The organism is Serratia sp. D1N4 (assembly GCF_054552755.1).
On the sequence record NZ_CM137274.1, the window covers coordinates 4,996,591 to 5,023,527 of the forward strand.

At 54.7% G+C, this 26,937-nt stretch carries 26 protein-coding genes; 11 read left to right on the plus strand and 15 right to left on the minus strand.

The annotated features are described in order from the left end of the window. Nucleotides 1-35: 35 nt before the first annotated feature. From trpS to pilM, 12 genes are all read right to left on the minus strand, one after another. On the minus strand, nt 36-1,040 hold the full coding sequence (trpS, locus tag ACX1CU_RS22515) for a tryptophan--tRNA ligase (protein ID WP_459400397.1): 1,005 nt from the start codon (nt 1,038-1,040) through the stop codon (nt 36-38). Further along, a complete protein-coding gene (locus ACX1CU_RS22520; RefSeq protein ID WP_459400398.1) occupies nt 1,033-1,740 on the minus strand; it encodes a phosphoglycolate phosphatase in 708 nt (235 codons plus the stop codon). Before ACX1CU_RS22520 ends, trpS begins: the two co-directional genes overlap by 8 nt. Beyond that, complete coding sequence (gene rpe / locus ACX1CU_RS22525; RefSeq protein ID WP_459400399.1) at nt 1,733-2,410, minus strand: ribulose-phosphate 3-epimerase; 678 nt, start codon at nt 2,408-2,410, stop codon at nt 1,733-1,735. Before rpe ends, ACX1CU_RS22520 begins: the two co-directional genes overlap by 8 nt. Before the next feature lie 29 nt (nt 2,411-2,439). Continuing rightward, nucleotides 2,440-3,279: an adenine-specific DNA-methyltransferase gene (dam, locus tag ACX1CU_RS22530; protein ID WP_459400400.1), complete on the minus strand. Its 840-nt coding sequence runs from the start codon at nt 3,277-3,279 to the stop codon at nt 2,440-2,442. 84 nt (nt 3,280-3,363) lie between these two features. After that, nucleotides 3,364-4,344, minus strand: a complete 981-nt coding sequence (locus ACX1CU_RS22535) for an SPOR domain-containing protein (protein ID WP_459400401.1) — start codon at nt 4,342-4,344, stop codon at nt 3,364-3,366. A 160-nt stretch (nt 4,345-4,504) separates the two neighbouring features. Further along, nucleotides 4,505-5,602, minus strand: coding sequence for a 3-dehydroquinate synthase (aroB, locus tag ACX1CU_RS22540; RefSeq protein ID WP_459400402.1), 1,098 nt, complete (start codon nt 5,600-5,602; stop codon nt 4,505-4,507). 94 nt (nt 5,603-5,696) lie between these two features. After that, on the minus strand, nt 5,697-6,218 hold the full coding sequence (aroK, locus tag ACX1CU_RS22545; RefSeq protein ID WP_004391482.1) for a shikimate kinase AroK: 522 nt from the start codon (nt 6,216-6,218) through the stop codon (nt 5,697-5,699). A 473-nt stretch (nt 6,219-6,691) separates the two neighbouring features. Continuing rightward, nucleotides 6,692-7,903 (minus strand): DNA uptake porin HofQ, encoded by a 1,212-nt coding sequence (hofQ, locus tag ACX1CU_RS22550; RefSeq protein WP_459402890.1) that lies wholly within the window; start codon nt 7,901-7,903, stop codon nt 6,692-6,694. A 58-nt stretch (nt 7,904-7,961) separates the two neighbouring features. Beyond that, complete coding sequence (locus ACX1CU_RS22555) at nt 7,962-8,306, minus strand: hypothetical protein (protein ID WP_459400403.1); 345 nt, start codon at nt 8,304-8,306, stop codon at nt 7,962-7,964. Then, a complete protein-coding gene (locus ACX1CU_RS22560; protein WP_459400404.1) occupies nt 8,303-8,809 on the minus strand; it encodes a hypothetical protein in 507 nt (168 codons plus the stop codon). The genes ACX1CU_RS22555 and ACX1CU_RS22560 overlap by 4 nt, the downstream gene beginning before the upstream one ends. Continuing rightward, a complete protein-coding gene (locus ACX1CU_RS22565) occupies nt 8,802-9,338 on the minus strand; it encodes a PilN domain-containing protein (protein WP_459400405.1) in 537 nt (178 codons plus the stop codon). The genes ACX1CU_RS22560 and ACX1CU_RS22565 overlap by 8 nt, the downstream gene beginning before the upstream one ends. After that, a complete protein-coding gene (gene pilM, locus ACX1CU_RS22570) occupies nt 9,338-10,180 on the minus strand; it encodes a type IV pilus biogenesis protein PilM (protein ID WP_459400406.1) in 843 nt (280 codons plus the stop codon). Before pilM ends, ACX1CU_RS22565 begins: the two co-directional genes overlap by 1 nt. A gap of 121 nt (nt 10,181-10,301) precedes the next feature. On the opposite strand from pilM, the gene mrcA reads away from it, so the two are divergent. Beyond that, the gene (gene mrcA / locus ACX1CU_RS22575; protein ID WP_459400407.1) at nt 10,302-12,860 is read left to right on the plus strand and encodes a peptidoglycan glycosyltransferase/peptidoglycan DD-transpeptidase MrcA; all 2,559 of its coding nucleotides are present in this window, start codon (nt 10,302-10,304) and stop codon (nt 12,858-12,860) included. Nucleotides 12,861-12,918: 58 nt separating this feature from the next. Here mrcA and nudE read toward each other — a convergent pair whose 3' ends face one another. Continuing rightward, nucleotides 12,919-13,473: an ADP compounds hydrolase NudE gene (nudE, locus tag ACX1CU_RS22580; protein ID WP_459400408.1), complete on the minus strand. Its 555-nt coding sequence runs from the start codon at nt 13,471-13,473 to the stop codon at nt 12,919-12,921. 579 nt (nt 13,474-14,052) lie between these two features. Between nudE and ACX1CU_RS22585 the strand changes: the two genes are divergently transcribed. From ACX1CU_RS22585 to ACX1CU_RS22615, 7 genes are all read left to right on the plus strand, one after another. Beyond that, nucleotides 14,053-16,188, plus strand: coding sequence for an intracellular growth attenuator family protein (locus ACX1CU_RS22585; RefSeq protein ID WP_459400409.1), 2,136 nt, complete (start codon nt 14,053-14,055; stop codon nt 16,186-16,188). A gap of 82 nt (nt 16,189-16,270) precedes the next feature. After that, the gene (gene yrfG, locus ACX1CU_RS22590; RefSeq protein WP_459400410.1) at nt 16,271-16,951 is read left to right on the plus strand and encodes a GMP/IMP nucleotidase; all 681 of its coding nucleotides are present in this window, start codon (nt 16,271-16,273) and stop codon (nt 16,949-16,951) included. Continuing rightward, the gene (hslR, locus tag ACX1CU_RS22595) at nt 16,948-17,355 is read left to right on the plus strand and encodes a ribosome-associated heat shock protein Hsp15 (RefSeq protein WP_459400411.1); all 408 of its coding nucleotides are present in this window, start codon (nt 16,948-16,950) and stop codon (nt 17,353-17,355) included. The genes yrfG and hslR overlap by 4 nt, the downstream gene beginning before the upstream one ends. A gap of 61 nt (nt 17,356-17,416) precedes the next feature. Then, nucleotides 17,417-18,295 (plus strand): Hsp33 family molecular chaperone HslO, encoded by an 879-nt coding sequence (hslO, locus tag ACX1CU_RS22600; protein WP_459400412.1) that lies wholly within the window; start codon nt 17,417-17,419, stop codon nt 18,293-18,295. A 197-nt stretch (nt 18,296-18,492) separates the two neighbouring features. Further along, a complete protein-coding gene (pckA, locus tag ACX1CU_RS22605; protein WP_459400413.1) occupies nt 18,493-20,112 on the plus strand; it encodes a phosphoenolpyruvate carboxykinase (ATP) in 1,620 nt (539 codons plus the stop codon). A gap of 157 nt (nt 20,113-20,269) precedes the next feature. Next, nucleotides 20,270-20,533, plus strand: coding sequence for a FitA-like ribbon-helix-helix domain-containing protein (locus tag ACX1CU_RS22610; RefSeq protein WP_459400414.1), 264 nt, complete (start codon nt 20,270-20,272; stop codon nt 20,531-20,533). Beyond that, complete coding sequence (locus ACX1CU_RS22615) at nt 20,530-21,009, plus strand: PIN domain-containing protein (protein ID WP_459400415.1); 480 nt, start codon at nt 20,530-20,532, stop codon at nt 21,007-21,009. Before ACX1CU_RS22610 ends, ACX1CU_RS22615 begins: the two co-directional genes overlap by 4 nt. 24 nt (nt 21,010-21,033) lie before the next feature. Here ACX1CU_RS22615 and envZ read toward each other — a convergent pair whose 3' ends face one another. Next, complete coding sequence (gene envZ, locus ACX1CU_RS22620) at nt 21,034-22,404, minus strand: two-component system sensor histidine kinase EnvZ (RefSeq protein WP_459400416.1); 1,371 nt, start codon at nt 22,402-22,404, stop codon at nt 21,034-21,036. Continuing rightward, on the minus strand, nt 22,401-23,120 hold the full coding sequence (gene ompR / locus ACX1CU_RS22625) for an osmolarity response regulator transcription factor OmpR (RefSeq protein WP_459400417.1): 720 nt from the start codon (nt 23,118-23,120) through the stop codon (nt 22,401-22,403). Before ompR ends, envZ begins: the two co-directional genes overlap by 4 nt. Nucleotides 23,121-23,486: 366 nt before the next feature. Here ompR and greB point away from each other — a divergent pair, with 366 nt between their 5' ends. The 3 genes from greB (at nt 23,487) to feoA (ending at nt 26,893) form a co-directional block, all read left to right on the plus strand. After that, on the plus strand, nt 23,487-23,963 hold the full coding sequence (gene greB, locus ACX1CU_RS22630) for a transcription elongation factor GreB (protein WP_459400418.1): 477 nt from the start codon (nt 23,487-23,489) through the stop codon (nt 23,961-23,963). Between the two features lie 93 nt (nt 23,964-24,056). Next, the gene (locus ACX1CU_RS22635; RefSeq protein WP_459400419.1) at nt 24,057-26,396 is read left to right on the plus strand and encodes a Tex family protein; all 2,340 of its coding nucleotides are present in this window, start codon (nt 24,057-24,059) and stop codon (nt 26,394-26,396) included. A gap of 275 nt (nt 26,397-26,671) precedes the next feature. Further along, complete coding sequence (feoA, locus tag ACX1CU_RS22640) at nt 26,672-26,893, plus strand: ferrous iron transporter A (protein ID WP_459400420.1); 222 nt, start codon at nt 26,672-26,674, stop codon at nt 26,891-26,893. The last annotated feature ends 44 nt before the right edge of the window (nt 26,894-26,937 follow it).

Sequence of the window (26,937 nt, forward strand, 5' to 3'; positions counted from 1 at the left end):
AGCCCTCTCCCCAAGGAGAGGGAATGGGTGAGCGATTACGGATGTGGCACAAAACCTACCGCTTCATACACTTTCGCCAGCGTTTCCTGCGCGCGAGCACGGGCTTTTGTCGAACCATCACGCATCACCTGTTGCAAGAACGCCTCGTCATTGCGGAAGCTGTGATAACGCTCTTGCAGTTCACTCAGCATGCCGGAAACCGCCTCTGCCACTGCACCCTTCAGGTGGCCGTACATCTGGCCTGCAAATTCCGTTTCCAACTGGGCAATACTCTTGCCGGTGACGCCAGACAAGATATCCAGCAGGTTGGAAACGCCCGCTTTGTTCGCCACGTCGTAACGGATGACCGGCGGCTCTTCCGAGTCGGTCATCGCACGTTTGATTTTTTTGGTCACCGCGCTCGGATCTTCCAGCAGGCCGATCACGTTGTTACGGTTATCGTCCGACTTGGACATCTTCTTGGTCGGCTCCTGCAGTGACATTACGCGCGCGCCAGACTTGGGAATAAAGGGTTCTGGTATTTTGAACACGTCGCCGTACAGGGCGTTGAAGCGCTGGCCGATATCACGGCTCAGTTCCAGATGCTGTTTCTGATCTTCACCCACCGGCACCTGGTTGGTCTGATACAGCAAAATGTCCGCCGCCATCAGCACCGGATAGCTGAATAGGCCAGCGTTGATGTTTTCGGCATAGCGTGCCGATTTGTCTTTAAACTGGGTCATACGGCTCAGTTCGCCGAAATAGGTATAGCAGTTGAGCACCCAGCTCAGTTGCGAATGCTCTGGCACATGGGACTGAACAAAAATGGTGCTTTTTGCCGGGTCAATACCGCAGGCCAAGTACAGCGCCAGCGTATCCAGCGTGGCTTTACGCAGTTTTTCCGCATCCTGACGCGCGGTAATCGCGTGCAGGTCAACGATGCAGTAAATGCAGTCATAATCATCCTGCATTTGAACCCACTGACGCAGCGCACCCATGTAGTTGCCAATGGTCAGTTCACCAGACGGCTGCGCGCCGCTAAATACGATGGGCTTACTCATGATTAAATTCCTGATTCTCTAAAGATGACAGCCCAAGAGCGGGCAACAAATCGGCAAAGCGCTCCAACACGCGGTCGGGATGGCTCAGGGCGATCGCTTCACCGTAGTTATATCCGTAAGTCAGGCCAACGCTCGGGCAACCTGCCGCCTGCGCCGCCTGAATATCGTTGCGTGAATCACCGACGAACAACACCTCGCCAGCCCGGAGGCCGAGCTTGCCGAATACCAGATACAGCGGCGCGGGATGCGGTTTTTTCGCCACCACATCATCGCCACCAATAATCAGCGAGAAAGTATCGATAATACCAAGCTCAGTCAGCAACGGAGCCACAAAGGGCGTCGGCTTGTTGGTCACCAGCGCCATCGGGTAGCCCAGCTCAGCCAAGCGGCCAAGGGTGGCTTTCACCTGCGGGAACAAGCGACTGCCGCTGCTCACGGTTTGTGCATAAAAATAGTCAAAACGCTCGCGCATCTGCTGACAATGCTCCGGCGTGGCCGCCGCTTCCGCCCAGCGCAGCGCTCGTTGCACCAGCACATCTGCGCCATTACCGATCCAGGTGCCGACTCGCGCCTCACCGGCCTGCGGTAAGCCCATCTCTGCCAGCGCCAGATCGATCGCCGCCGCCAGCCCTGGAGCACTGTCAACCAGCGTGCCGTCCAGATCAAAAGCCAGGCCGCGAATGGCGCTAAAATCAGCCATGATTCACCTTCGCCAGCTCACGACGCATTTCGTCAATCACCGCGCGGTAATCCGGCTTGCCAAAAATCGCGGAACCTGCGACGAACATATCAGCACCCGCTGCGGCGATCTCAGCAATGTTGTCCACCTTGACCCCACCGTCGACTTCCAGACGAATATCAAACCCGCTGTCGTCGATCAGTTTGCGCACCTGACGCAGCTTATCCAGCGTGCCAGGGATAAACGACTGGCCACCAAAACCGGGGTTAACCGACATCAGCAGGATCACATCGAGTTTATCCATCACATAATCGAGATAGCTCAGCGACGTGGCCGGATTAAACACCAAACCGGCCTTACAGCCGTGTTCTTTGATCAGTTGGAGGGTGCGGTCAACGTGTTCGGAGGCTTCGGGATGGAAAGAGATGTAGGTCGCACCGGCTTTGGCGAAGTCCGGCACAATGCGATCAACCGGCTTGACCATCAGATGAACGTCGATCGGGGCAGTGATGCCGTAGTTGCGCAGCGCTTCGCAGACCATCGGCCCAATCGTCAGATTGGGAACATAGTGGTTATCCATGACGTCAAAGTGCACCACATCACTACCGGCAGCCAGCACCTTGGCAGTATCTTCACCTAACCGGGCAAAATCTGCCGACAGAATGGACGGGGCAATCAAAAACTTTTTCATCCGCTTCTCCAAACGTAGGGTTCGAGTTGTTATACGTCGGGGTGCAACCCCGGCTTAGCGATATATAGAGCCAAAAGTTCGTTCACTTTACTGCGGCCGAGGATATTACGGCTGATCGTCCGGCGTGCCGACACTTCAAAGAATTCAGCATGCTGATACCAGTCGCGTGTCAGTTCGGTATCATGATTGGAAATCAATACCGGTACCTGATTTTCCACCGACAGTTGATGCGCCAGTTGCGCCAGCCCTTGCTGATCGGCAATGCTGAAGCTGTTGGTATGATAGGCGGTAAAATTCGCCGTCGCCGAAAGCGGTGCATAAGGCGGATCGCAATACACTACCGCGCCACGCGTTGCCTTGGCCATGGTATCGCGGTAATGCTCGCAGACGAAAGTGGCATTGCGGGATTTTTCAGCAAACCAGTACAGTTCATCTTCCGGAAAGTACGGCTTCTTATAACGCCCGAACGGGACGTTAAACTCACCACGCAGGTTATATCGGCACAGGCCGTTATAACAGTGGCGGTTCAGATAGAGGAACAGCTGCGCCCGACGATAAGCATCGCCGCTTGCATTAAACTCTTCGCGCAACAGGTAAAACTGTTCCGAGACATTGTATTCATCAGCAAACAGGATGCGGGCATCGCGCACGAAGTCATCCGTGCGCAGCTTAACGATGTTATACAGATTAATAAGATCGCTGTTGATGTCGGCGAGAATGTAGGCATCGTATTGCGTGTTCAAAAAGACTGAACCCGCACCCACGAAGGGCTCGATTAGGCAGTCGCCCGCTGGCAGATGACGACGGATCTCGTCAACCAGCGGGTATTTTCCACCAGCCCATTTTAAAAAAGCGCGGTTTTTCTTCATGCCGTCAGTTAGCTACTTATACAATTCAGAGCGGCGGATTGTACTCTGTTTCAGACAGCACATCAGCGCACAAAATTAAATGGTTTATTTTTTAAGATCTTGCTGTACTTGATGTACAGGCCGGACCCATGGTTTTTTCGCCTGAACCTCTGCCGGTAACGTCGCAACTGCGCGCTTCGCATCCGCCGAAGAAGCATAGTTACCGCTCACCAACACGAACCACGGCTTACCGTCGCGTTTGGTTTCATACACGGTAAAGTTCTGTAGATTTTGCTGTTTGGCGAAAGCCTTCAGCGTATCAGAACGAGAAGCACTGCTCAGTTGCAGCGTGTAATGGCTACCCGGTGCCGCTGTAATGGAACCCGTGCTACCGCTCACCACACCGCTTTTTACCGCTGCCGGTGGTGTATAAACCGTGGTGGTCGTTGCAGAAGGTTTAGCTGCGGTTTTCGCCGGTGTTTTACGCTGCTGTGCCGCTGGAATGGCATTGTTATGCATCGGACGCGTGGTTTCTCGCGCACCTGCACCGCTCATCACGGTTGCTGGCGCGGTTGGCAACCCGGAAACCGGGGCGTTCAGGCTCTGTGCGGCTGCATCAACCTGATTCTGCTGCGATGACAGTGCGTCCGTCATGTTGCCTGGCAGTTCGACACGCTGTTGCGCCCCACCCTGTGGTGGCATTGGCTGTGCTTCGCTCGGCGTGCTGGAAATAGGCGGAACACTGATGTTTTGTGGCTGCTGCGGCTGAGCCTGACCAACACCGTTGTTATCGTGGGTATCGGTAGTGCCCCCCGGAACACCATTGTTACTGGTAGTCAGCGACGAAGAATCCGACAGGTTGATATCACGGGCTGCACCCTGCTGCGCCGTCTCATGCTGGGTCGGTGCTTTCAACGCCGATCCGATACCCAGGATCAGCACCAGCAGAACCAGAATGCCGACACCAATCATCAAATGCTGGCGCGATAAGGAAAAACTCGGCCCTGTTGCTGGCCGCCGCGAACGTGAAGGACGACGATCGCTAGCATCAGGTCTGAGATCGTCTTCCGGTTTAAACTCGTCCATCTGAAATCCTCCAACTAGAGGCAAAAGCCCGCCACCCTGAACCCGGTATGGTTCGAGACTATTAACCCGATGATGGCAAAGCGATGCTCGTATTGCTTTGCACATTAATTAATAACAGATGCAAACAGCGGCTAAGCCACTGTCAGTTATTCCGATTTACTCACGCGTGTTGCAACGGCAGGCAATCCGCAATTGCAGCCAACACTATATCACGTGCCACACCACCGCGAACTTCCGCTTCACCCATCGCCTTCGGTAATACCAAACGTAGCTCCCCTGCCAACACTTTCTTGTCGCGCATCATATGCGGCAGATAGGCGTCAGGCGTCATTTCCTGCGGCCCGCACACCGGCAGCCCGGCACGCAGCAACAGCGCTTTGATACGTTCAATATCGGCGACAGAAAACTGGCCCAGGCGGCGCGCGGTATGTGCGGCCATCATCATGCCAGCAGCCACGGCTTCACCGTGCAACCATACACCGTAGCCCATTTCAGCTTCAATGGCATGGCCGTAAGTATGGCCCAGATTGAGCAGCGCGCGCAGGCCGCTTTCGCGTTCATCGGCGGCGACCACTTCAGCTTTCAATTCGCAACAGCGGCGGATGCAGTACGCCAACGCGCCCATATCCAATGCCACCAGCGCATCAATATTGTTTTCCAGCCAGACGAAGAAATCACCGTCGAGAATAATCCCGTACTTGATCACTTCCGCCAGACCAGAGGAAAGTTCACGCGCCGGTAAGGTTCGCAAGCAATCGAGATCTACCACCACCGCAGCGGGTTGGTAGAAGGCGCCGATCATGTTTTTACCGAGCGGGTGATTGACGGCGGTTTTACCGCCAACGGAGGAGTCCACCTGCGAGAGCAGCGTGGTAGGAACCTGGATAAAACGCACACCGCGTTGATAGCACGCGCTCGCAAAGCCAGTCAGATCGCCAACCACGCCACCGCCGAGGGCGATAAGCGTGGTGTCGCGACCGTGTGGCTTTTCCAGCAGCGCCGAGAACACTTGCTCAAGCACGGCAAGGGATTTGTACTGTTCGCCATCAGGCAGTATCACCTGATCCACCACTACACCGCCTTGCTCCAGCACCTTGCGTACAGGCTCCAGATACAGCGGAGCCAGGGTCTGGTTGGTGACCAGCATGACCTGTTCACCCGCCTTTAGCGGCATAAAAGAAGCCGGATCGTTAAACAATCCGGCGGCTATGGTAATCGGGTAGCTACGCTCCCCAAGCGTTACGGTAATTCTCTCCATGTCGCGCTCAGTTCTCGGTGTGGTTTGTCCCCGCCAACGCGGGGAACACAATCAGAATTTCCGCATTTGCCCGTAGCCAACGCGGAAACCGCTATCAGTTACTTTCCAGCATGTTGATTATCTGGTTGGCAACCACTTTAGCGCTTTGATCGTCTGTGCGGATAGTGACATCTGCAATTTCTTCGTATAACGGATTGCGCTCTTTAGCCAGCGCTTCCAGCACTTCACGCGGAGGAGAATCAACCTGCAACAGCGGACGCTTTTTGTCACGCTGGGTACGGGCCAATTGCTTCTCGATAGTGGTTTCCAAATAGACCACGACACCACGCGCCGACAGGCGGTTACGCGTTTCACGCGACTTAACCGAGCCCCCGCCGGTAGCCAGCACGATCCCCTGCTTTTCCGTCAGTTCATTAATGACTTTTTCTTCACGATCGCGGAAGCCTTCTTCCCCTTCCACGTCGAATACCCAGCCCACGTCAGCTCCGGTACGTCGCTCAATTTCTTGATCGGAGTCGAAAAACTCCATATTGAGTTGCTGAGCTAACTGACGGCCAATAGTGCTTTTGCCGGCACCCATAGGCCCAACCAGAAAGATATTGCGTTTCTCTGCCATGTTTTTCGGTATTACTAAGACAATTCGTTAATGATAACCCGCCCCGCCAATCAAATTAGCGGCGGGACCTAAACTGAAACCTCATAAGCGATAGTGCGAGATCAGACGAAAAATTATCTCAACACTCTTGGTAGTTTGGCAACCGAATAAATCGCTATCCACGCCGCAGGAGGGAAACCATACGTTTTTAACGGCGTCTTAATACCCTATGGATTTCGAGTTACAACCAGGCAGCAAGCGTAAATACCTCAGAAGCTTACCAAGGTAAGTGACTGGGGGATTACGTGCAGCCAACCACACTGTAACTTGAAAGACGCCGGGTATAGCATTAACAAAAAAACCTCGGAGCCTAATTCGGTAACCCTTGTAAGCTAAATCGGCCGCAGCGTCAAACGCAGATGCCCCCAAGGCGAGAAAAAAAGTCTATCTGACCATTAACTTTCGCCTTTTTCGTTGGCAGCGGCCCCGGTAAATCAGACCTTGATCAGCGTTGGAGTAATAAATATCACCAGCTCACGCCTTTTATGCTGTTTGCTGCTGTGTTTGAACAACGATCCCAGCCATGGCACGTCCCCCACGCCTGGAACTTTGTTCGCGCCGTTCAGGTTCTGCTGCTGAAATATACCACCCAATACAATGGTTTCACCGTTTTTTACCGTCACTTGAGTTTTGATTTCCTGCTTGTCGATAGCCAACGCCTCCCCGGCCCCCTGTTTTATCGAGCGGCCAGGCATGTTCTGGCTGATTTGCAGCGTTAACGTAATACGGCCATTGGGCAGGATTTTGGGCGTAACTTCCATCCCTAATACCGCCTCTTTAAACTCTACCGAGGTCGCACCACTGGTGCCGCTCGCGACCTCGTAGGGGATTTCCGTGCCCTGTTTGATACTGGCGGTTTGCTGGTGTGCCGTCAGCAGGCGTGGGCTGGCGATGATTTCCACCTCATTTTCCTGTTCCAGCGCCGACAGCTCCAGATCCAGAATACGCCCACTGATGCGCGCCAGATGAAAACCGGCCGTTACCGCGCTGTTTTCCACCGGCAAACCCACGCTGAAATTATCTATCCGTAAAGACTGCGCAGGTTTTTCGTCTGATAACAATCCCCAGCGCACGCCAAGCTCCCGCAGGTTTTCACTGCTGATGGTGACAATATGTGCCGCCAGTTGCACCTGTTCCAGTGGTGTATCCATATCCGCCACCCAGGCTTTCATCTGCGCGAGAGCCGATGTGGTATCACGCAGCAATAACGCATTGGTGCGCTTATCTACCACCACGCTACCGCGCTCGGTCAGCAACTTGCCGCGCTGGCTATCCAGGCTCTGGGCGATCTCTCCAGCATCGGCATTTTGCAGCGAGATCGTCAGGTTCTCCAAGGGCAGTTGTTGCGCCAGTGCCTGCTGCCGACGCTGCTGCTCCTGCTCGTCAGGTTCGGGGAAAACCAGCATCACATTGCCATCGAGAGTCATCGTCAGTTTCCCCATACGCAACACCACCGCCAACGCCTGCCGCCAAGGAACATTCTCCAGGCGCAGGGTCAGATTGCCATCTACGCCCTCGGCTGCCACCAGATTCAGTTGCTGGTATTCCGCCAATGCCTGTAAGATCAGGCTCACTGGCGTATCGTGAAACTCCAGAGAGACCGGTTTTTCCTGCTGTATTTCCTGCTGTATTTCCCCCATCACCATGAAGGGAAACGCCAGCAACAGCGCCACCAGCCAATGATATTTCTTCATTTCCATTTCCTTATGGTTTGCCCAACGTCAGAACAATATTGCCCGTGGCTGGGGGGCAAACGCGTTCCGTGCCAACTTCACTGAATTCAAGCTGTCGCGCCTGAATTTGCTCCACCTGCCAGAGCCCATCCAGCAATGTCTGCTGCGGCTGTAACCTTAACCACTGCCCTTGCGAGGTGATCAGCCAGCCATGACGCAAGCCAGGTTCACCAATAGTGCCCTTTAGCTGCCAATTAGCCGGTGAAACGGCTGGTGAAACACAGGACGCAACCAGAGGCTGTTGGAACGGATCGCGCTCTTGCACAGCCCAAACGGGAGTGGAGAGCATCAGCCATAGCCAATATTCTTTCTTCATTCGCTCCTCCCTTCTGCTGCGAGCAAAATCAGTTGGGTAATCAGCCCTTCCGGTTGCTTTTCGATCGCCATCTGGCTAATGCGCAGCGTGGGCGACAAACCTTCCAGCAAGCGCAATAACCCAGGGTAATCCACCTGCAACTTCGCGATTTGCTGTGCAGGTTGCTCCTGCTGTTGCCAACGCAGCAACACACCACCCACCTGATAGAGCTTGCTACCAAAGCTTTCCGGCTGTGCGGGTAACGCCAAGGTCTGATCTTGCAGACGCTGTTCCAACTCCTCCAATGCCGGTAAGCGAGTCAGTTGCTGCTGACGTTCGGCAATCTCTACCTCCAGGCGCTGCTGTTGCGCGCGTAGATGCTCCAACTGTTGCCATTCACCGTATACCAGCAACACGCTGGTCAGCAGCATCAGGCCGATCAAGAGCAGCCATTGAACCACCAGCAGTTGCCAGCCGGGCCGGTTGAGCCAAGGTTTGATCCAATCCGGCAGCGGTTTATCCATCTTTCCCCCAACGCGCCGTTAGGGTGAAGGCCAATATCCCGTTTTTATGCCGTGTCACCTCCGCCAAACGATGACTTTCCAACAAAGGCGAAGCAGCCAAGCGCTGTTCAAACAGGGTAATTGCTGCGTACTGCCCACTAAAACCGCGCAAAGAGATGCCCTGTGCATTCTCTTCCAACGCCGTCAGCCATAGCTCGTCGGGTATCACTGCCGAGAGTTGTTGCAATAAATACAGGTAACGCCGGTTATGTATTTCATTCTGCTGGCGACGTGTCTCTTCAGCCGTTAACCGCGCCAGCGCTGCCATCACCTGCTGCGTCTGCTGGATCCTGCCAGCCAGCACCAGGTGCTGTTGCGTCAGCGTCTGCAAAGCGCTCTGTTGCTGCGTATGTTGATAACGCAGCAGGAAGAAAGCCGTGACCGGAAGGACCAAGGCAACCAACAGTTGGATGCAGAACACTCGCAGCCAAAATCCGTAGCGCTGCCGCTGCGCCCTAAGGCGCCAAGGCAAAAGATTGACCTGATACATCAGCGATCCTCACGGCGTAAAGCCAGCCCGCCTGCCAGAACAAAAGCCGTGGGCTGTGCTGGCAACGGGGGATGCAAGTGGCTGAAAGCGGTGAAAGGCGACCAGGACACAACTCCGGCAGGCAAGGCTTCGTCCAACACACTGCTGTAATACACCGGTTTGTCGCCCAGAGCCGGGCAGGCCATACGCATAGCGGCCAGCGCCTGCTGCGTGCTCTCGATCTCACCGACAGGCAGTACGCCGTAGGCAAATGGCGTACTGCGCGGAGCCACCCACAGCCACTCCTGTTCCAGACGATGCAGCAGGCCCGCGTCGCATGTCAGGCCTGCAAAAGCCGCCATGGCACACAGAACACTGGGAGTAATATCAATGACCTGCGGCTGAAGATCGGCTTCTTGCAGGCAGTGCAGCCACTGCTGGAGCTCTTGTTGGCGAGCGGCGGTGAGCAGCAGTTGGCTGGTATTCGGTGGGGCGATACGGTAATCCATCGCTAAAGTCTGGCTGTCGAGCGGGAATTGTTTCAGCCCCTGAGTGGTGATGTAATCATGGCGGACCGGCTCCCGCAAACGATAATCCGGTAACGGCAACCGGTGTTGTAGAACCCGTTGCGCAGGCAAAGCAATGCGTAAGGAAATATGTCTTGGTAACCGATTACGCCACTGCTTTAGCAGGGTGATCAACATTTCGGATTTCTCAATACAACCGTCGCGTAGCACCGGCTGAGGCAGCGCCTGTTGCCACCAATGACGCAGTTGCCAACCGCTGCGGCGATGCTGTGCTGCCAATGCCCTCACACAGTTGCTCTGTATATCCAGGCCTACCTGCCATGCTTGAGAGAACATATTTCACCCCGCTTCCGTATCGTCAAATGATAAAAGAACATATCCATGTCGCAGGCTTGCCTTTATACTACCGCGCGGTTGTTTATAAACTGCCCAAATGACATGAAATGGGAAATCTCAGGTGAAGTTCGTAAAGTATTTTCTAATCCTTGCAGTGTGTTGCATCTTGCTGGGAGCAGCCTCGATTTTTGGCTTGTACAAATATGTCGAGCCACAGCTGCCCGACGTCGCAACGCTAAAAGACGTGCGGCTGCAAATTCCAATGCAGGTTTACAGTGCCGATGGCGAACTGATCGCTCAATTCGGTGAGAAGCGTCGTATCCCTCTCAAGCTGGATCAAATTCCACCGGTGATGGTGCATGCCTTCATCGCCACAGAGGACAGCCGTTTCTATGAACACCATGGTGTTGACCCGGTCGGTATCTTCCGTGCCGCGTCTGTCGCCCTGGTTTCTGGCCGAGCGTCACAAGGTGCCAGTACCATCACCCAACAGTTGGCAAGAAACTTCTTCTTGAGCCCGGAACGCACCCTGATGCGTAAGCTCAAAGAGGTTTTCTTGGCGATACGCATTGAACAGATGCTGTCCAAAGACGAAATTCTTGAGCTGTATCTGAACAAAATCTACTTGGGCTACCGCGCTTACGGCGTCGGGGCGGCCGCGCAGGTTTACTTCGGCAAGGACGTCAGCCAGCTCAGCTTAAGCGAAATGGCCACCATCGCCGGTCTGCCTAAGGCACCGTCGACCTTCAACCCGCTGTACTCGCACGATCGTGCCGTTGCGCGCCGTAACGTGGTGCTGTCGCGTATGTTGGATGAAAATTACATCACGCAGGCGCAATACGATCAGGCCCGCAGTGAGGCACTGGTTGCCCACTACCATGCGCCAGAAATCAGCTTCTCTGCGCCTTATCTTGCTGAGATGGTGCGTCAGGAAATGATCACGCGTTACGGTGAGAACGCCTATACCGACGGTTACAAGGTTTACACCACCATCACCAAGAAACTGCAGTTGGCAGCGCAGGAGGCGGTGCGTAACAACGTACTGGACTACGACATGCGCCACGGCTACCGCGGCCCGTCGAACGTACTGTGGAAAGTGGGTGAAGCAGCTTGGGATCAGAAACAGATTGTCGATTCCCTGAAAAATCTGCCGAGCTATGGCCCGCTGGCACCAGCGGTAGTTACCCAGGCCGACGTCAACCAGGCCACGGCGATGTTGGCCGATGGCAGCAGCATTACGTTGCCGATGTCCGGCATGCGCTGGGCTCGCTCATTCAAATCCGACACCCAGCAAGGCCCAACGCCGAAGCGCGTCACCGACGTGGTTCAGGCGGGTCAGCAGGTGTGGGTGCGCAAAGTGAATGATAACTGGTGGCTGTCGCAGGTGCCGGATGTCAACTCGGCGCTGGTCTCTATCGATCCGAACAACGGTGCCGTCAAAGCGCTGGTCGGCGGTTTCGATTTCAACCAGAGCAAGTTCAATCGCGTGACTCAGGCATTGCGTCAGGTCGGTTCCAACATCAAACCGTTCCTGTATACCGCAGCGATGGATAAGGGCCTGACGCTGGCAACCATTCTCAACGATCTGCCCATCACCCGCTGGGATGCCGGTGCCGGTACTGATTGGCGGCCGAAAAACTCACCGCCAACCTATGACGGCCCAATCCGTTTGCGTCAGGGCCTGGGGCAGTCGAAGAACGTGGTGATGGTACGTGCGATGCGTGCAATGGGCGTGGATTATGCGGCAGAATATCTGCAGCGTTTCGGCTTCCCGGCACAGAACATTGTGCATTCGGAATCACTGGCGCTGGGCTCGGCCTCTTTCACTCCGTTGCAGGTGGTGCGTGGTTACGCAGTGCTGGCCAATGGCGGTTATCTGGTTGACCCCTACTTCATCACCAAGATTGAAGATGACAGCGGCAAAGCCCTGTTTGAAATCAAGCCGAAAGTGGTGTGTGAAAGCTGCAATCTGCCGGTGATCTACGGCGATACTCAGCGTGCAGCCATGCTTTCTGATGATAACGTTGAAAACGTAGCGGTATCGCAGGAAAACAGCAACGCCAATGTGCCAATGCCACAGTTGGAGCAGGTAACGCCAACCCAGGTACAGCAGGATAACGATCAGCAGTATGCACCGCACGTGATCAGTACGCCTCTGGCGTTCCTGATGCGCGATGCGCTCAATAGCAATATCTTTGGTGAGCCGGGTTGGATGGGCACCGGCTGGCGTGCCGGGCGCGATCTGAAACGCCGTGATATCGGGGGTAAAACCGGTACTACCAACAGTTCAAAAGACGCCTGGTTCTCCGGTTATGGCCCGGATACCGTGACGTCGGTCTGGATTGGTTTCGACGATCACCGCCGCGATCTGGGGCGTGCAACCGCTTCTGGTGCGATTGAGGATCAGATCTCCGGCGGCGAAGGTGGCGCGAAAAGTGCACAACCGGCGTGGGATGACTTTATGAAAGTGGCACTGGACGGCGTTCCAGAGCAGAAGGTCACACCACCACCGGGCATTGTGAGCGTAACCATCGACAAGAGCACTGGCAAGCTGTCCAATGGCGGCGGTGGCAGCCGTTCCGAGTTCTTTATCGATGGCACCCAGCCAACAGGCTACTCGGTGCATGACGCCGGTACCACCTTGACAGACCCCGGTGGTGAAAGCCACGAGCTGTTCTAAACATAAAAACGGCCAGAGCAATCTGGCCGTTTTTTTAACTGAACGTTATCTGGCAATGTTAACGCGAGTTACGCAGGAAGGCTGCGGCCAGGAACAGCGCACTGACGTTACGGGCCTCACGGAAATCCGGTTCCTCCAATAACGCCATCATGTTGGCAATTGGCCAGCGCACCTGCGGCAAGGGTTCCGGCTCATCGCCTTCCAGGCTTTGCGGGTAGAGATCGTGCGCCAGCACGATATTCATCTGGCTGGAAAAATAAGAGGGAGCCATCGTCAGTTTACTCAGGAAATCAAAGCGCCTTGCACCAAAGCCCACCTCCTCCATCAATTCACGGTTGGCCGCTTCCAGCACCCCTTCACCGAGATCGATCAGGCCTTTTGGAAACCCCAGCTCATAAGATTCGGTGCCCACCGCATATTCGTGGATCAGCAGCAGATCGTCCCCCACCACCGGTACAATCATCACCGCTTCACGCTCGGAGGGCCGCATACGCTCGTACACCCGCCGTACACCATTACTGAACTCCAGATCGACCGATTCCACGTTGAATAAACGCGAACGCGCGACCGTTTCTACTTTCAGAATTTTAGGTTTTTGCAGGTGTTTATGCATGATTGCCTCAAATGGGCTGTCCGCTCAGAAAGCAGGCAACCAGGATAATGATGGGCGTGCTGCACCAAACTGGGGCGCACAAACTCGATCTTGATCACATTGTGCGTTAATGAGAACCTCTGTCGCAACGAACTTAAGCGTTAATTTACTTTTTTTTAACAAGCGTAGCCAGTACGAAGCCATTTTCCCAAAAAACTCACTAAAAACTGAATAATAAAATAGGATAAAGCCGATATCGGGTCTGTGGCATGGTTGCTATCATCATATGAGCCATGGGTTATGCAGAGCATCCCTGTGGCATACCATTTATTCGTGGGTGATTCAGTATCCAAGTTGCCGCCTACCAGCAGCTTCAAACATGAAGGGTATACCCAAAATAATTCAAGTTGCTTGTAGGCGGCAACTGAACGAAGCCCCAGGAGCTTACTCAAGTAAGTGACTGGGGTGAGTGAAGGCAGCCAACACCCAAGCGACTTGAAGTATGAAGGGTATATATATCCCCTGGAAGCTAACTCCGTATAATAGGCAGCAAATTATGAGTGAGGTTGGTGGGTTTTATGAGTTCACGATGAGGGCAGCATGAGCACAATAGCGTTAATATTGGTCTTGGTGCTAGCTTGCCTGATCCCTGCTGGCCTCTATTTCTGGTTTAAATTCCGCAAACAGCCCGTATTGGCAGGTTCTCTGCCGTTCATTAAACCAACACACCGCAAACTGACTGCGGATGAACGTGCGGCAGTTGAGTATTACCTCAATCAGCAGAGCAGGCTAGGTAACAAACTTTTGCCCGCCTCCCCGGCTTTGCCTTCCGTCAGGCTGGCACTCATACCACAGAGCGACAAGGTTTACCCTATCACTCATGCCATTACCCGCTATGGCCTGGCCAGCGATGAACCCAATAATTTGCGCTATTATCTCGATTCCGAAGAAATACATCTGCCGCCATTCTGGGAACAATACATCAGCGCCGATAATCATGTTGAAGTGATCAGAACCCAGACGCTGCCGCTTGTTATCTCACTCAATGGCCATTCGCTGCTCGATCATATTCACGAGCGCCCACAACCGCCCGTAGTGACTACTGCGATGCCAGTAAGGAATGCCTCCATCCGCCAGGAAGAGAGTGAACATATTGAACTGGTCAATATCCGTAAGGAAACCCCCCAGGAGCATGCGCTGAATCGCCCGAACGGTATCAAGGAAGCGGCCACCATTTCTGCCGCCCTGTTGCTGCTGTTCTTCAGCCTGATCAGCCCGGTGATGGTTATCCCCTGGATGATCGTTGTTGCAGTGCTGATGATCATCTGGGGCTGCTGGAATCTGCTGCGCCACCCGACCGAAAGCGAACTGAAGGAAGTCCACTGCCTGCGCGGCACGCCAAAGCGCTGGGGGCTGTTCGACGAAACCGATCAGGGGCAGCTCAGTAATATCTCGCTGGGGGTGATCGATTTGACTTACCCAGCACATTGGCAGCCTTACCTCACGTCCGATCTGGGTAAAGTCACCAATGTGGATATCTACCTCAACCGGCAAGTGGTGCGCCAAGGGCGTTATCTCTCCCTGCACGATGAGGTGAAAAATTTCCCTTTGCAGCCATGGGGAAAGCACGCCGTGCTGGCCGCCAGCGCCTTAGTAACGATGCTGTTGCTGCTGACCTACGTACCGCTCAGCCTACCGGTTAAACTGAGCAGCGCGTGGCTACAGGGCGCACAGAGAAGCGACGTCACCAGCGTACAGGCGCTGGAAGCTACACCATTGCGCATTGGTGATACCCTGAAAATCCAGGGCTACGGCATGTGCTATGTGCCATCAGGCAACGTGAGTGCTGCGCAGCCCGGCTTTATGCCTTTCGATTGCTCTGGGATCTACTGGAACAATGCCGCCCCGTTACCGCAACCGGAGTCGGAGGTGATCGACAAGGCCTCCGCCCTGCTGGCCACGATTAACCGGCAGTTGCACCCCAGCGGAGCTGACCAGAAACTGAACCCGCAATTGGCCAGCGCCATTGAGAAATCCGGTATGATCCTGTTGGATGATTTTTCGGATATCGTGTTGAAAACCCATGATCTGTGCAACATGGAAAGCGACTGTGTCCGGCTGAAAAACGCCCTGGTCAATCTGGGGAATGCCAAAAACTGGGCCAGCCTGGTGAAACGCGCCAAATCAGGCACTCTTCAGGGCGTTAACGTCCTGCTGCGGCCAGTCAGTGCAGAATCGCTGGAAAACCTGAGCAACGCAGCGACCTCGTCGTTTGTCACTAATGAAACCCGCCAGGCCGCTGCCGCACTCAACAGCCCACCGCCGGGTGGCTTTCTGATCACCAGCGATGAAGGCAAACAACTGGTCGATCATCCGCTGCCCACTCAACCGCTGAACGAATACAATGCGCTCGACCAGTGGAGCGAACTGCAACGTCTCTCCAGCCTGTTACTGCATACGCCGTTCCGCGCTCAGGGGGTCATTACCAGTATCTCTGTTGATGCCAATGGCACCCGCCATATCGCCTTACACAGCGAACCCGATATGATCACCTTGTGGCGTTACCTTGGCACCAGCCTGTTACTGCTGGCGCTGGTGGCCAGCCTTGGCTATAACACCTGGCGGCTGGTACAGCGCTGGCGCAAGAACCAACATCGTCTCGCTGATATCCAACGCTACTACGAAAGCTGCTTCAATCCTCAGCTCAATCCGGTTTCCATACGCCCGGTGGTTTAGTCATTACGCGTGCACAACCCGAACTCGGCTTATGCTACGCTAACACTATGGGCCACCACCGGCCTGCCTATGGAGTTTTTTCATGGTTCCCGAGTTCGACTGGCACGATATTGATACCGTGCTGCTGGATATGGACGGCACTCTGCTCGATCTGGAGTTCGACAGCCATTTCTGGCTGACGCTGGTTCCACAAGCGCTAAGTGAGCAGCGGGCCATCCCGTTCGATGACGCCCGTAAAATCATTTATGCCGAATATCTCGCCGTACAGCACACCATGAATTGGTATTGCTTTGATTACTGGAGCCATCGGCTGGGTTTGGATATCTATCGCATGACCAGCGAAGTGGGCAGCCGCGCGCGGCTGCGTGAAGATACCGAGCCGTTTCTACAGGCTTTGCGCCATGCAGGCCGCAGGACCATCTTGCTGACCAATGCCCATCCGCACAGTCTGGCGGTAAAAATTGAGCACACCGGGTTGGACCAGCACCTTGATTTATTACTTTCCACCCACACATTTGGTTATCCAAAAGAAGATCAGCGTCTGTGGCAGGCGGTGCAGCAGCAAACCGGCTTTGATCCGCATCGCACGCTGTTTGTTGATGACAGTGAGCCTATTCTGGATGCTGCCCAAACCTTTGGTATCCGCCACTGCCTGGGGGTACAAAACCCGGACTCCAGCATGGCGAGTAAAACTTTTCAGCGCTATCCGTCAATGAGCGACTATCGCCAGTTGATACCGGCGCTGCAACAGGGGAAGCCATGAAAGCCAAAGCAACGCAGAATGATGATGCCGTCCGTCTGGACAAATGGCTGTGGGCGGCACGTTTTTATAAAACCCGTGCGCTGGCGCGCGAAATGATCGACGGCGGTAAGGTGCATTACAACGGGCAGCGCGGCAAGCCGAGCAAAATCGTTGAGATTAATGCCGAGATCAAACTGCGCCAAGGCAATGAAGAACGTACCGTGGTGGTTCTGGCCGTCACCGGCCAGCGGCGAGGGGCCAGCGAGGCCCAGCAGATCTATCAGGAAACCGAGGCCAGCATCGCCAACCGCGAAAAAGTGGCGCTGGCCCGCAAGATGAACTCACTGACCATGCCGCACCCGGATCGCCGTCCAGACAAAAAAGAGCGGCGTGATTTGATTAAATTCAAGAGCCAGCCCCAGTAGGGCTGCACAATAAGATAGCCTGGCGAGCCGGAATCATCCCTCGCCTCAATGAGAGAAAACTATGTCCAACCATGACCAATTACACCGTTACCTGTTCGAAAACTACGCGGTGCGCGGTGAGCTGGTTACCGTCAATGAAACCTATCAGCAGATTCTGACCAACCATGACTACCCGGCACCGGTACAACAACTGCTCGGTGAACTGCTGGTTGCCACCAGTCTGCTGACTGCCACGCTGAAATTCGACGGTGACATCACCGTGCAGCTACAGGGTGACGGCCCACTCAAGCTGGCCGTTATCAACGGTAACAACCGCCAGGAAATGCGCGGTGTAGCCCGTGTAGAAGGCCCAATCGTTGAAGGCAACACGCTGCATCAAATGCTCGGCAACGGTATTATGGTGATCACCATCAGCCCGACCGAAGGCGAGCGCTATCAGGGCGTCGTCGGGTTGGAAGGTGAAACCCTGGCAGCATGCCTGGAAGGTTATTTCCGTCAGTCCGAGCAGTTGCCAACCCGCTTGTTTATCCGTACCGGCGAATCATCAGGTAAGCCCGTGGCGAGCGGCATGCTGCTGCAAGTGCTACCGGCACAGGACGGCAATGCCGATGACTTCGATCACCTGGTGCAACTGACCGCCACCATCAAGAATGAAGAGCTGTTCAACCTGCCAGCCAACGAGGTGCTCTATCGCCTGTATCATCAGGAGGAAGTGACGCTCTACGAACCGCAGGATGTGACCTTCCGCTGCACCTGTTCACGCCAGCGCTGTGCCGATGCGCTGATCACGCTACCGGCAGAGGAAGTGACCAACATGCTGGAGCAAGACGGTAACATCGACATGCATTGTGACTATTGTGGCAATCATTACCTGTTCGATGCCGTGGACATCGCCGCACTTTACAGTGGTAATACCGACAGCAGCCCACAGCTACACTAAGTTGCACCACACTCTGGCGAGCGCGTTCTGGCGCTCGCCAAGCCTCACCGTTTGCACGCTTGCTTTTTTCCGTGTGCTACATCTCATAACGTAGCTAAAAAACGTTTTAAACGTTAAATATTTGATAGCTATCGCGGTTACTCCCTGCTGAATCCCTACAATTGTTGCCAGAAATTCTGTGATCAAGGAGCAGTGACATGCGTGTTAAAGGTATAACCCACCAGGATCTTGCCGCTTATGGTATTCATAACGTTGGTGAAATCGTTCACAATCCGAGTTATGAATTACTGTTTAAGGAAGAGACCGATCCTTCATTGGAAGGGTTTGAGCGTGGCGTCGTAACCAGCCTGGGAGCCGTTGCCGTTGATACCGGCATCTTCACTGGCCGTTCTCCAAAAGATAAATACATCGTCCGCGACGATATCACCCGGGACACCGTCTGGTGGGCCGATCAGGGTAAAGGCAAGAACGATAACAAACCTCTCAGCCCCGAAGTCTGGGCAGATCTGAAACAGCTGGTCACCGAGCAACTCTCTGGCAAACGCCTGTTTGTGGTTGATACCTTCTGTGGTGCCAACGCAGACTCCCGTCTGAAAGTCCGCTTCATCACCGAAGTGGCCTGGCAGGCGCACTTTGTGAAAAACATGTTCATCCGCCCAAGCGAAGAAGAGTTGCAGGACTTCGAACCTGACTTCGTGGTGATGAACGGTGCCAAATGCACCAACCCGAACTGGCAGCAACAGGGGCTGAACTCGGAAAACTTCGTGGCGTTCAACCTGACCGAACGTATGCAGTTGATCGGCGGCACCTGGTACGGCGGCGAAATGAAGAAAGGTATGTTCTCGATGATGAACTACCTGCTGCCGCTGAAAGGTATCGCCTCTATGCACTGCTCGGCCAACGTGGGCGAGAAAGGCGATGTAGCGGTGTTCTTTGGCCTGTCCGGCACCGGTAAAACCACGCTCTCTACCGATCCGAAACGCCAGTTGATCGGCGATGACGAACACGGCTGGGACGACGACGGGGTGTTCAACTTCGAAGGTGGCTGCTACGCCAAAACCATCAAGCTTTCCGAAGAGGCTGAACCAGATATCTATCACGCCATCAAGCGCGATGCGCTGTTGGAAAACGTCACCGTACTGGCCGATGGCACCGTGGATTTCAACGACGGCTCGAAAACCGAGAACACCCGCGTTTCCTATCCGATCTACCATATCCACAACATTGTTAAACCGGTTTCAAAAGCGGGCCATGCCACCAAGGTGATCTTCCTGACCGCCGATGCCTTTGGCGTACTGCCGCCGGTATCACGCCTGACGGCCAACCAGACCCAGTACCACTTCCTGTCTGGTTTCACCGCAAAACTGGCCGGTACCGAGCGCGGTGTTACCGAGCCGACGCCGACCTTCTCAGCCTGCTTCGGTGCCGCCTTCCTGTCGTTGCACCCAACCCAATACGCCGAAGTCTTGGTTAAGCGCATGCAGGCGGCCGGTGCGCAGGCTTATCTGGTGAATACCGGTTGGAACGGCACGGGTAAACGTATCTCGATCAAAGATACCCGCGGCATTATCGACGCCATCCTCAACGGTGAAATCGATAAAGCAGAAACCATCACGCTGCCGATCTTCGATCTGGCGATGCCAACCGCCTTACCGGGCGTTGATCCGGCGATCCTCGACCCACGCGCCACCTACGCCAAGGTCGAGCAGTGGGAAGAAAAAGCGCACGATCTGGCGAATCGCTTTATCACCAACTTCGATAAATATACAGATACACCGGCTGGCGCAGCGCTGGTCAGTGTAGGGCCGAAGCTGTAATACCCTCTTGTAGGGGGCGTTGTCTCAGTGTTTTAGCCCCCTACATTTTCTACCTTAAGGCGCGATTTCGCGCCTTTTTTCATTTCAGTAGCTTGTTTTTTAATCAGCCCGATAGGATAATCATGCAATGCAATCATTGCTAGCAAAAGGGGGATCAATGGCTACCATAACCGTCAGGAATCTGGATGATGAAGTAAAAGAATTGCTGCGTATCTCAGCGGCTAAAAATGGCCATTCCATGGAGGAGGAAGTTCGCATGATTTTGAAGCAGGCACTGGTGAAAAAGCCACCGCGCTATGGTTTAGGCACCTGGATGCACCAGCATTTTGCCGAATTTGGCGGTGTTGAACTGGAGATCCCACCTCGCGATGCCGTACCGCCGCGGATTGTCACCTTTGACGATGATGATGACCAAGCATGATTATTCTCGACACCAATGTGATTTCAGAAACGTTACGCCCCAATCCACATTACAACGTCATTAATTGGCTGAATGAAAGAGACAACGACGAGCTTTATCTGAGTGCGATTGTACTTGCAGAGTTGTTTAGCGGTGTTGCCTGTATGCCTGACGGAAAGCGGCAACTTGAGCTCAGGCATAAGTTGACCGAGGCGGTACAGGTGAGATTTGATGAGCAGATTCTGCCATTTGATACGCTTTGCGCTATGCAATACGCCCAGCTAATGGGACGAAATCAGCGTCAAGGTAGGTTAATGAGTATTCCCGACACGCAAATTGCCGCCACCTGTCTGCAGTACGGCGCAACACTGGCAACACGCAATACCAAAGACTTTCACCATTGCGGGATTGAGCTAATCGACCCTTGGCAAGCCACCACCAGCCTGCGCTTGCATGAAGAGGCAGCGGAATACTACGTGATGAGCAGAAAACCCTGACCGAGCCACAGCCCGGTCAGGAAGCTATGCGGTGTCTTTCGCCGTTTGATGGCCGTTGGCCGATTCTCTTTTCTCCATCGGCAATGGAATATAGGCGCGGATGCGCAACCCACCGCGTTCACTGGTGCCGATATCCAACACCCCAGCATGAGCATCAATAATACGTTGCACAATCGCCAACCCCAGCCCTGTACCGCTGGTGCTGCGCGCGCTATCGCCACGCACAAAGGGTTGGAACAGATGCTTAAGCTCTTCCGGCTTGATCCCTGGGCCGTCATCTTCCACCTGGAACCAGCCGCGTTGCAACTCACGCCCGCTGCTGACCTTGATCCAGCCATTGCCATAGCGGGCCGCATTCACCACCATGTTGGCCGCCGCGCGCTTGATTGATAACGGATGCACATTCATCATCAATTCGCCCGGCAGGATGTCCGTTTCAATGACCCGCTCATAGCCGCTTTCTGCCGCCACCACTTCGCCCAGAATAGTGTTCAGATCGCTAATCTCGGTCTGCATTTCCTGGCCGGTGCGCAGGTAATCAATAAACTGCTCGATGATGGCGTTACACTCTTCGATATCTTTATTGATCGACTCCGCCAGATAGCCGTCTTCGGTGCTCATCATCTCTGTCGCCAGCCGGATGCGCGTCAGCGGCGTGCGCAGATCGTGACTCACCCCGGCCATCAGCAGCGTACGATCGTCGGCAAGTTGCTTCACACCGGCCGCCATCTGGTTAAAGGCACGGGTCACGGAACGCACCTCAGAGGCACCATATTCACGCAGCGGTGGCGGAATAATCCCCTTCCCCACCTGCAAGGCCGCGTGTTCAAGCTCAACCAGGGGGCGGTTCTGGATACGGATAAACAGCCAGGCACCGCCGATCGCCAGCAGCATGATCGCCAAGGTGTAACGGAACAGCGGTGAAAAATCACCCTGATGGATTTCGGTCAGCGGAACGCGCACCCAGATGTCCGGTTGCAGCCAGGTTTTCAGCCAAACCACCGGTGAGTTTTTATTCACCTCAACGCGGACATCCGTCGGCCCACCCAGTTGCTGCGCCATCTGCTGGCTGAGGAATTGATAGTGCTGCGCCCAGCGCAAGCCACTTTCCTCCGCCGCAGCATTGGTATACAGGGAAATACCCAGTTCACGGTAGATTTCACGGCGGAACGCCGGTGGCACTTCAAGCAGCGTGCCATCCTCCAGTTGCAGCCGGTCGGTCATCAGCATACGGACTTCATACGCCAGAACCTTGTTGAACTGCTGTAGGCTGGGCAGGATGGCGAAGTTGAGCACCACCAGATAGGTCGTCACCAAGCTGACGAACAGCAAGGTGACAATCAACAGCAAAGTTCTGGCAAACGAGCTACGCGGTGAAAAGCGCAATCGCTTCATGCCTTAGTGCCGTCCGGCACGAAGACGTAACCCAGGCCCCAAACGGTCTGAATATAACGAGGATGGGCCGGATCTTCCTCAACCATGCGGCGCAGGCGAGAAATTTGCACGTCGATGGAGCGCTCCATCGCGCTGTATTCGCGGCCACGAGCCAGGTTCATCAGCTTATCGCGTGATAACGGCTCGCGCGGATGGCTGACCAACGCTTTCAATACCGCAAACTCACCGCTGGTGAGCGGCATAGGCTCGTCTTCGCGGAACATTTCGCGCGTGCCCAGGTTCAGTTTAAATTTACCAAAGGCGATGATGGCTTCTTCCTGTGAAGGGGCGCCTGGCAGTTCATTGGCCTGACGGCGCAGCACCGCACGGATACGGGCCAGCAGTTCACGCGGGTTGAACGGTTTAGGAATGTAGTCATCGGCACCGATTTCGAGCCCGACAATGCGATCCACTTCTTCGCCCTTGGCAGTCACCATGATGATCGGCATCGGGTTGCTTTGGCTGCGCAGACGGCGGCAGATAGAAAGCCCGTCTTCACCCGGCAGCATCAGGTCTAACACCATCAGATGGAAAGATTCACGCGTCAGCAAACGATCCATTTGCTCAGCGTTGGCCACGCTACGAACCTGAAAGCCCTGCTCCGTTAAATAACGTTCTAAAAGCGCACGCAGGCGCATGTCATCATCGACGACCAGAATCTTATGATTTTCTTGCATTGTATTACTCCCAAAGGCTGTATTGCCTGATTCTAGGCTGTGGCCGGCACAGATGTATAAGCACTGCTGGCGACGGTTTGGCAACAGCCTTGTATTGTTAAAAAACCCTGTCATTACTGACAGCATTTAATGGTATACATTCTAGCCGAAATTGTTACAAAGCTTATTCTTTTGCTCAGATATCAACTGTTTTCACTTAAGTATCGGGCCAGGCCGCCTCTTACTTGTGATTGTTTACACAGACAGCCGAAAATCCCAAACTGGCGGTTTTGGCAGTGTACCGCAGAGATACCGATAAAAAACTCACCCAATGACCCGTTTATGCGAGAATCCCCAGATTAACGGCTGACTGCAAGGTGGATAACGATGAAAACATTGCTGATTACCCGTGAGGGGTACGACAAGCTGAAGCAAGAACTGGACTTTCTTTGGCGTGAAGAGCGCCCGGAAGTGACCAAGAAAGTCACCTGGGCCGCCAGCCTGGGTGACAGAAGTGAAAACGCCGATTACCAGTACAACAAAAAGCGGCTGCGTGAAATCGATCGCCGCGTGCGCTACCTCACCAAATGCCTTGAGCAGTTGAAAATCGTCGACTATTCGCCGCAGCAGGAAGGCCGGGTGTTTTTTGGTGCCTGGGTGGAGATCGAAAACGATGAGGGTGAGATCAAACGCTTTCGTATCGTCGGTTACGATGAGATTTTCGGCCGTAAAGACTACATCTCCATCGACTCACCGATGGCCCGCGCACTGCTGAAAAAGGAAGTGGGCGATAGCGCCACGGTGCAAACGCCTGCCGGTGAAGCGTTTTGGTCGGTCAATGAGATCACCTATGTGAAAGAGTGAAGGGGCATGTCAGCCCACTGCGCTGGCATTTTATCCCTGCAAACCGTATAACTATCCCCCTATTGATTATCGTGCTGAACAGATACCCGACTTATGAATGACCCACTGAGCCGCATTATTGCAACAGAATTGCAGGCCCGGCCGGAGCAAGTTGACTCCGCCATCCGTCTGCTGGATGAAGGTAATACCGTGCCGTTTATCGCACGCTATCGTAAGGAAGTCACCGGAGGCCTGGACGACACCCAACTGCGCCAGTTGGAAACCCGCTTGGGTTACCTGCGTGAACTGGAAGATCGCCGCCAGACCATCCTCAAATCCATCGACGAGCAAGGTAAGCTGACCGAACAGCTGGCTGGGGCAATTAACGCCACGCAGAGCAAAACCGAACTCGAAGACCTTTACCTACCGTATAAACCCAAGCGCCGCACCCGTGGTCAGATCGCTATTGAAGCCGGTCTGGAGCCGCTGGCCGACTTGCTGTGGCAAGATCCACAGCAGCAGCCAGAACAGGCGGCCGAACGTTATGTTGATGCCGACAAAGGCGTTGCCGATGTAAAAGCGGCGCTGGACGGTGCGCGCTATATCCTGATGGAACGCTTCGCCGAAGATGCCACGCTGCTGGCCAAAGTGCGCGATTACCTGTGGAAAAACGCCCATCTGGTGTCCAAGGTGGTGGAAGGCAAAGAAGAGGAAGGCGCGAAATTCCGCGACTACTTCGATCATCATGAACCGATTTCACAAGTGCCTTCTCACCGTGCGCTGGCGATGTTCCGCGGCCGCAATGAAGGGGTACTGCAACTGGCGCTGAATGCCGACCCGCAGTTTGAAGAAGCGCCGCGCGAAAGCCAGGGCGAGTTGATCATCATCAACCACCTGAACCTGCGCCTGAACAATGCGCCGGCCGATGTCTGGCGCAAGGCGGTGGTCAACTGGACCTGGCGCATCAAGGTGCTGCTGCATCTGGAAACCGAACTGATGGGCACCCTGCGTGAGCGTGCAGAAGACGAAGCGATCAACGTTTTCGCCCGCAATATGCACGATCTGCTGATGGCCGCCCCGGCCGGTATGCGTGCCACCATGGGCCTGGACCCTGGCCTGCGTACCGGTGTCAAAGTGGCGGTGGTGGATGCCACCGGCAAACTGGTGGCGACCGATACCGTTTATCCGCACACCGGTCAGGCCGCTAAAGCTGCCGCCGTAGTTGCCGCACTGTGCATCAAGCACCAGGTGGAACTGGTGGCGATCGGCAACGGTACCGCCTCCCGCGAAACCGAGCGCTTCTTTGCCGAACTACAGCAACAGTTCCCGAATGTGCAGGCGCAGAAAGTGATCGTCAGCGAGGCCGGTGCTTCGGTCTATTCCGCCTCAGAACTGGCGGCGCTGGAATTCCCGAACCTCGACGTTTCCCTGCGTGGCGCAGTTTCCATTGCCCGCCGCTTGCAGGATCCGTTGGCCGAACTGGTTAAGATTGACCCTAAATCCATCGGCGTCGGCCAATACCAGCACGACGTCAGCCAGAGCCAGTTAGCGAAGAAGCTGGATTCGGTGGTGGAAGACTGCGTAAACGCCGTGGGTGTTGATCTGAATACCGCGTCGGTGCCTTTATTGACCCGTGTGGCCGGTTTAACGCGTATGATGGCGCAGAATATCGTCACCTGGCGCGATGAAAACGGCCGTTTCAGCAACCGCGAGCAACTGCTGAAAGTCAGTCGCTTAGGGCCAAAAGCCTTTGAGCAGTGTGCGGGCTTCTTGCGTATCAACCACGGTGATAACCCGCTGGATGCCTCAACCGTTCACCCGGAAACCTACCCGGTGGTGGAGCGCATTCTGGCCGCGACCCAGCAGGCGTTGCAGGATCTGATGGGCAACTCGAACGCCATCCGCAACCTGAAAGCCAGCGATTTCACCGATGAGAAATTTGGTGTGCCAACGGTTACCGACATCCTGAAAGAGCTGGAAAAACCGGGCCGCGATCCGCGCCCAGAATTCAAAACCGCCACCTTTGCAGAAGGCGTGGAAACGCTGAACGATCTGCAAGTCGGGATGATTCTGGAAGGCTCGGTCACCAACGTCACCAACTTCGGTGCGTTTGTGGATATCGGCGTGCATCAGGATGGGCTGGTGCATATCTCCTCGCTGGCAGATAAGTTTGTGCAGGATCCGCACACCGTGGTGAAAGCCGGTGATATCGTCAAAGTGAAGGTGATGGAAGTCGATCTGCAACGCAAGCGTATCGCACTCAGCATGCGCTTGGACGAGCAACCGGGCGAAGGTTCATCACGCCGTGGCAGCGGTAGCAACAACAGCGCTCCAGCACGCGACAACGCTTCACGCGCGCCAGCCAACAAAGCAGCGAAACCACGCACCACCACCCCGGCAAACAACAGTGCCATGGGTGACGCGTTGGCTGCGGCGTTCGGCAAAAAACGTTAAGCCTAACGGCAGAGGGCGGAGTTCACCCCGCCCTCTGCCGGATAACATTTCCACTTATTTTTGATGCACCGCAAGAAAGTAGTACAATTAGCAGTCAACAACCCTGTTTCTTGTATTGATTACGATAATCGTTCTCACTATTATTATGTTGCGTGTTTATTGGGCCACGCCATGGCTCAGCTGTTTCGGCTCCATTTACCCCCTCGGGTAGCCTGGGCAAAACTGTTCTGAAAGCAACGTTCCAGCGGGAACGTTTTGATCACCAAGAAGGTAATATGCATCTTCTTCCTAAACAGACTTATAAAATTGCCGGTTTCTCCAGTGAAATCAGCCCCGCTTACCGACAGAAACTGCTGTCGCTCGGGATGCTGCCCGGTTCATTATTTGAAGTAGTACGCGTTGCACCACTCGGCGATCCAATAGAAATAAAAACCCGCCGCGTCAGCCTGGTGCTGCGGAAAAAAGATTTGGACCTGATCCTGCTCGACGGCCAGTAACCACACGCCGCCCCCCGCCTCAGGCTTTTGCCGTGCTTCTGCGC

Bases quoted from the DNA above. Each gene is read 5' to 3' on its own strand.
- trpS (WP_459400397.1), bottom strand. From the start codon at position 1,040: ATGAGTAAGCCCATCGTATTTAGCGGCGCGCAGCCGTCTGGTGAACTG.
- ACX1CU_RS22520 (WP_459400398.1), bottom strand. From the start codon at position 1,740: ATGGCTGATTTTAGCGCCATTCGCGGCCTGGCTTTTGATCTGGACGGC.
- rpe (WP_459400399.1), bottom strand. From the start codon at position 2,410: ATGAAAAAGTTTTTGATTGCCCCGTCCATTCTGTCGGCAGATTTTGCC.
- dam (WP_459400400.1), bottom strand. From the start codon at position 3,279: ATGAAGAAAAACCGCGCTTTTTTAAAATGGGCTGGTGGAAAATACCCG.
- ACX1CU_RS22535 (WP_459400401.1), bottom strand. From the start codon at position 4,344: ATGGACGAGTTTAAACCGGAAGACGATCTCAGACCTGATGCTAGCGAT.
- aroB (WP_459400402.1), bottom strand. From the start codon at position 5,602: ATGGAGAGAATTACCGTAACGCTTGGGGAGCGTAGCTACCCGATTACC.
- aroK (WP_004391482.1), bottom strand. From the start codon at position 6,218: ATGGCAGAGAAACGCAATATCTTTCTGGTTGGGCCTATGGGTGCCGGC.
- hofQ (WP_459402890.1), bottom strand. From the start codon at position 7,903: ATGGTGATGGGGGAAATACAGCAGGAAATACAGCAGGAAAAACCGGTC.
- ACX1CU_RS22555 (WP_459400403.1), bottom strand. From the start codon at position 8,306: ATGAAGAAAGAATATTGGCTATGGCTGATGCTCTCCACTCCCGTTTGG.
- ACX1CU_RS22560 (WP_459400404.1), bottom strand. From the start codon at position 8,809: ATGGATAAACCGCTGCCGGATTGGATCAAACCTTGGCTCAACCGGCCC.
- ACX1CU_RS22565 (WP_459400405.1), bottom strand. From the start codon at position 9,338: ATGTATCAGGTCAATCTTTTGCCTTGGCGCCTTAGGGCGCAGCGGCAG.
- pilM (WP_459400406.1), bottom strand. From the start codon at position 10,180: ATGTTCTCTCAAGCATGGCAGGTAGGCCTGGATATACAGAGCAACTGT.
- nudE (WP_459400408.1), bottom strand. From the start codon at position 13,473: ATGCATAAACACCTGCAAAAACCTAAAATTCTGAAAGTAGAAACGGTC.
- ACX1CU_RS22585 (WP_459400409.1), top strand. From the start codon at position 14,053: ATGAGCACAATAGCGTTAATATTGGTCTTGGTGCTAGCTTGCCTGATC.
- yrfG (WP_459400410.1), top strand. From the start codon at position 16,271: ATGGTTCCCGAGTTCGACTGGCACGATATTGATACCGTGCTGCTGGAT.
- hslR (WP_459400411.1), top strand. From the start codon at position 16,948: ATGAAAGCCAAAGCAACGCAGAATGATGATGCCGTCCGTCTGGACAAA.
- hslO (WP_459400412.1), top strand. From the start codon at position 17,417: ATGTCCAACCATGACCAATTACACCGTTACCTGTTCGAAAACTACGCG.
- pckA (WP_459400413.1), top strand. From the start codon at position 18,493: ATGCGTGTTAAAGGTATAACCCACCAGGATCTTGCCGCTTATGGTATT.
- ACX1CU_RS22610 (WP_459400414.1), top strand. From the start codon at position 20,270: ATGGCTACCATAACCGTCAGGAATCTGGATGATGAAGTAAAAGAATTG.
- ACX1CU_RS22615 (WP_459400415.1), top strand. From the start codon at position 20,530: ATGATTATTCTCGACACCAATGTGATTTCAGAAACGTTACGCCCCAAT.
- envZ (WP_459400416.1), bottom strand. From the start codon at position 22,404: ATGAAGCGATTGCGCTTTTCACCGCGTAGCTCGTTTGCCAGAACTTTG.
- ompR (WP_459400417.1), bottom strand. From the start codon at position 23,120: ATGCAAGAAAATCATAAGATTCTGGTCGTCGATGATGACATGCGCCTG.
- greB (WP_459400418.1), top strand. From the start codon at position 23,487: ATGAAAACATTGCTGATTACCCGTGAGGGGTACGACAAGCTGAAGCAA.
- ACX1CU_RS22635 (WP_459400419.1), top strand. From the start codon at position 24,057: ATGAATGACCCACTGAGCCGCATTATTGCAACAGAATTGCAGGCCCGG.
- feoA (WP_459400420.1), top strand. From the start codon at position 26,672: ATGCATCTTCTTCCTAAACAGACTTATAAAATTGCCGGTTTCTCCAGT.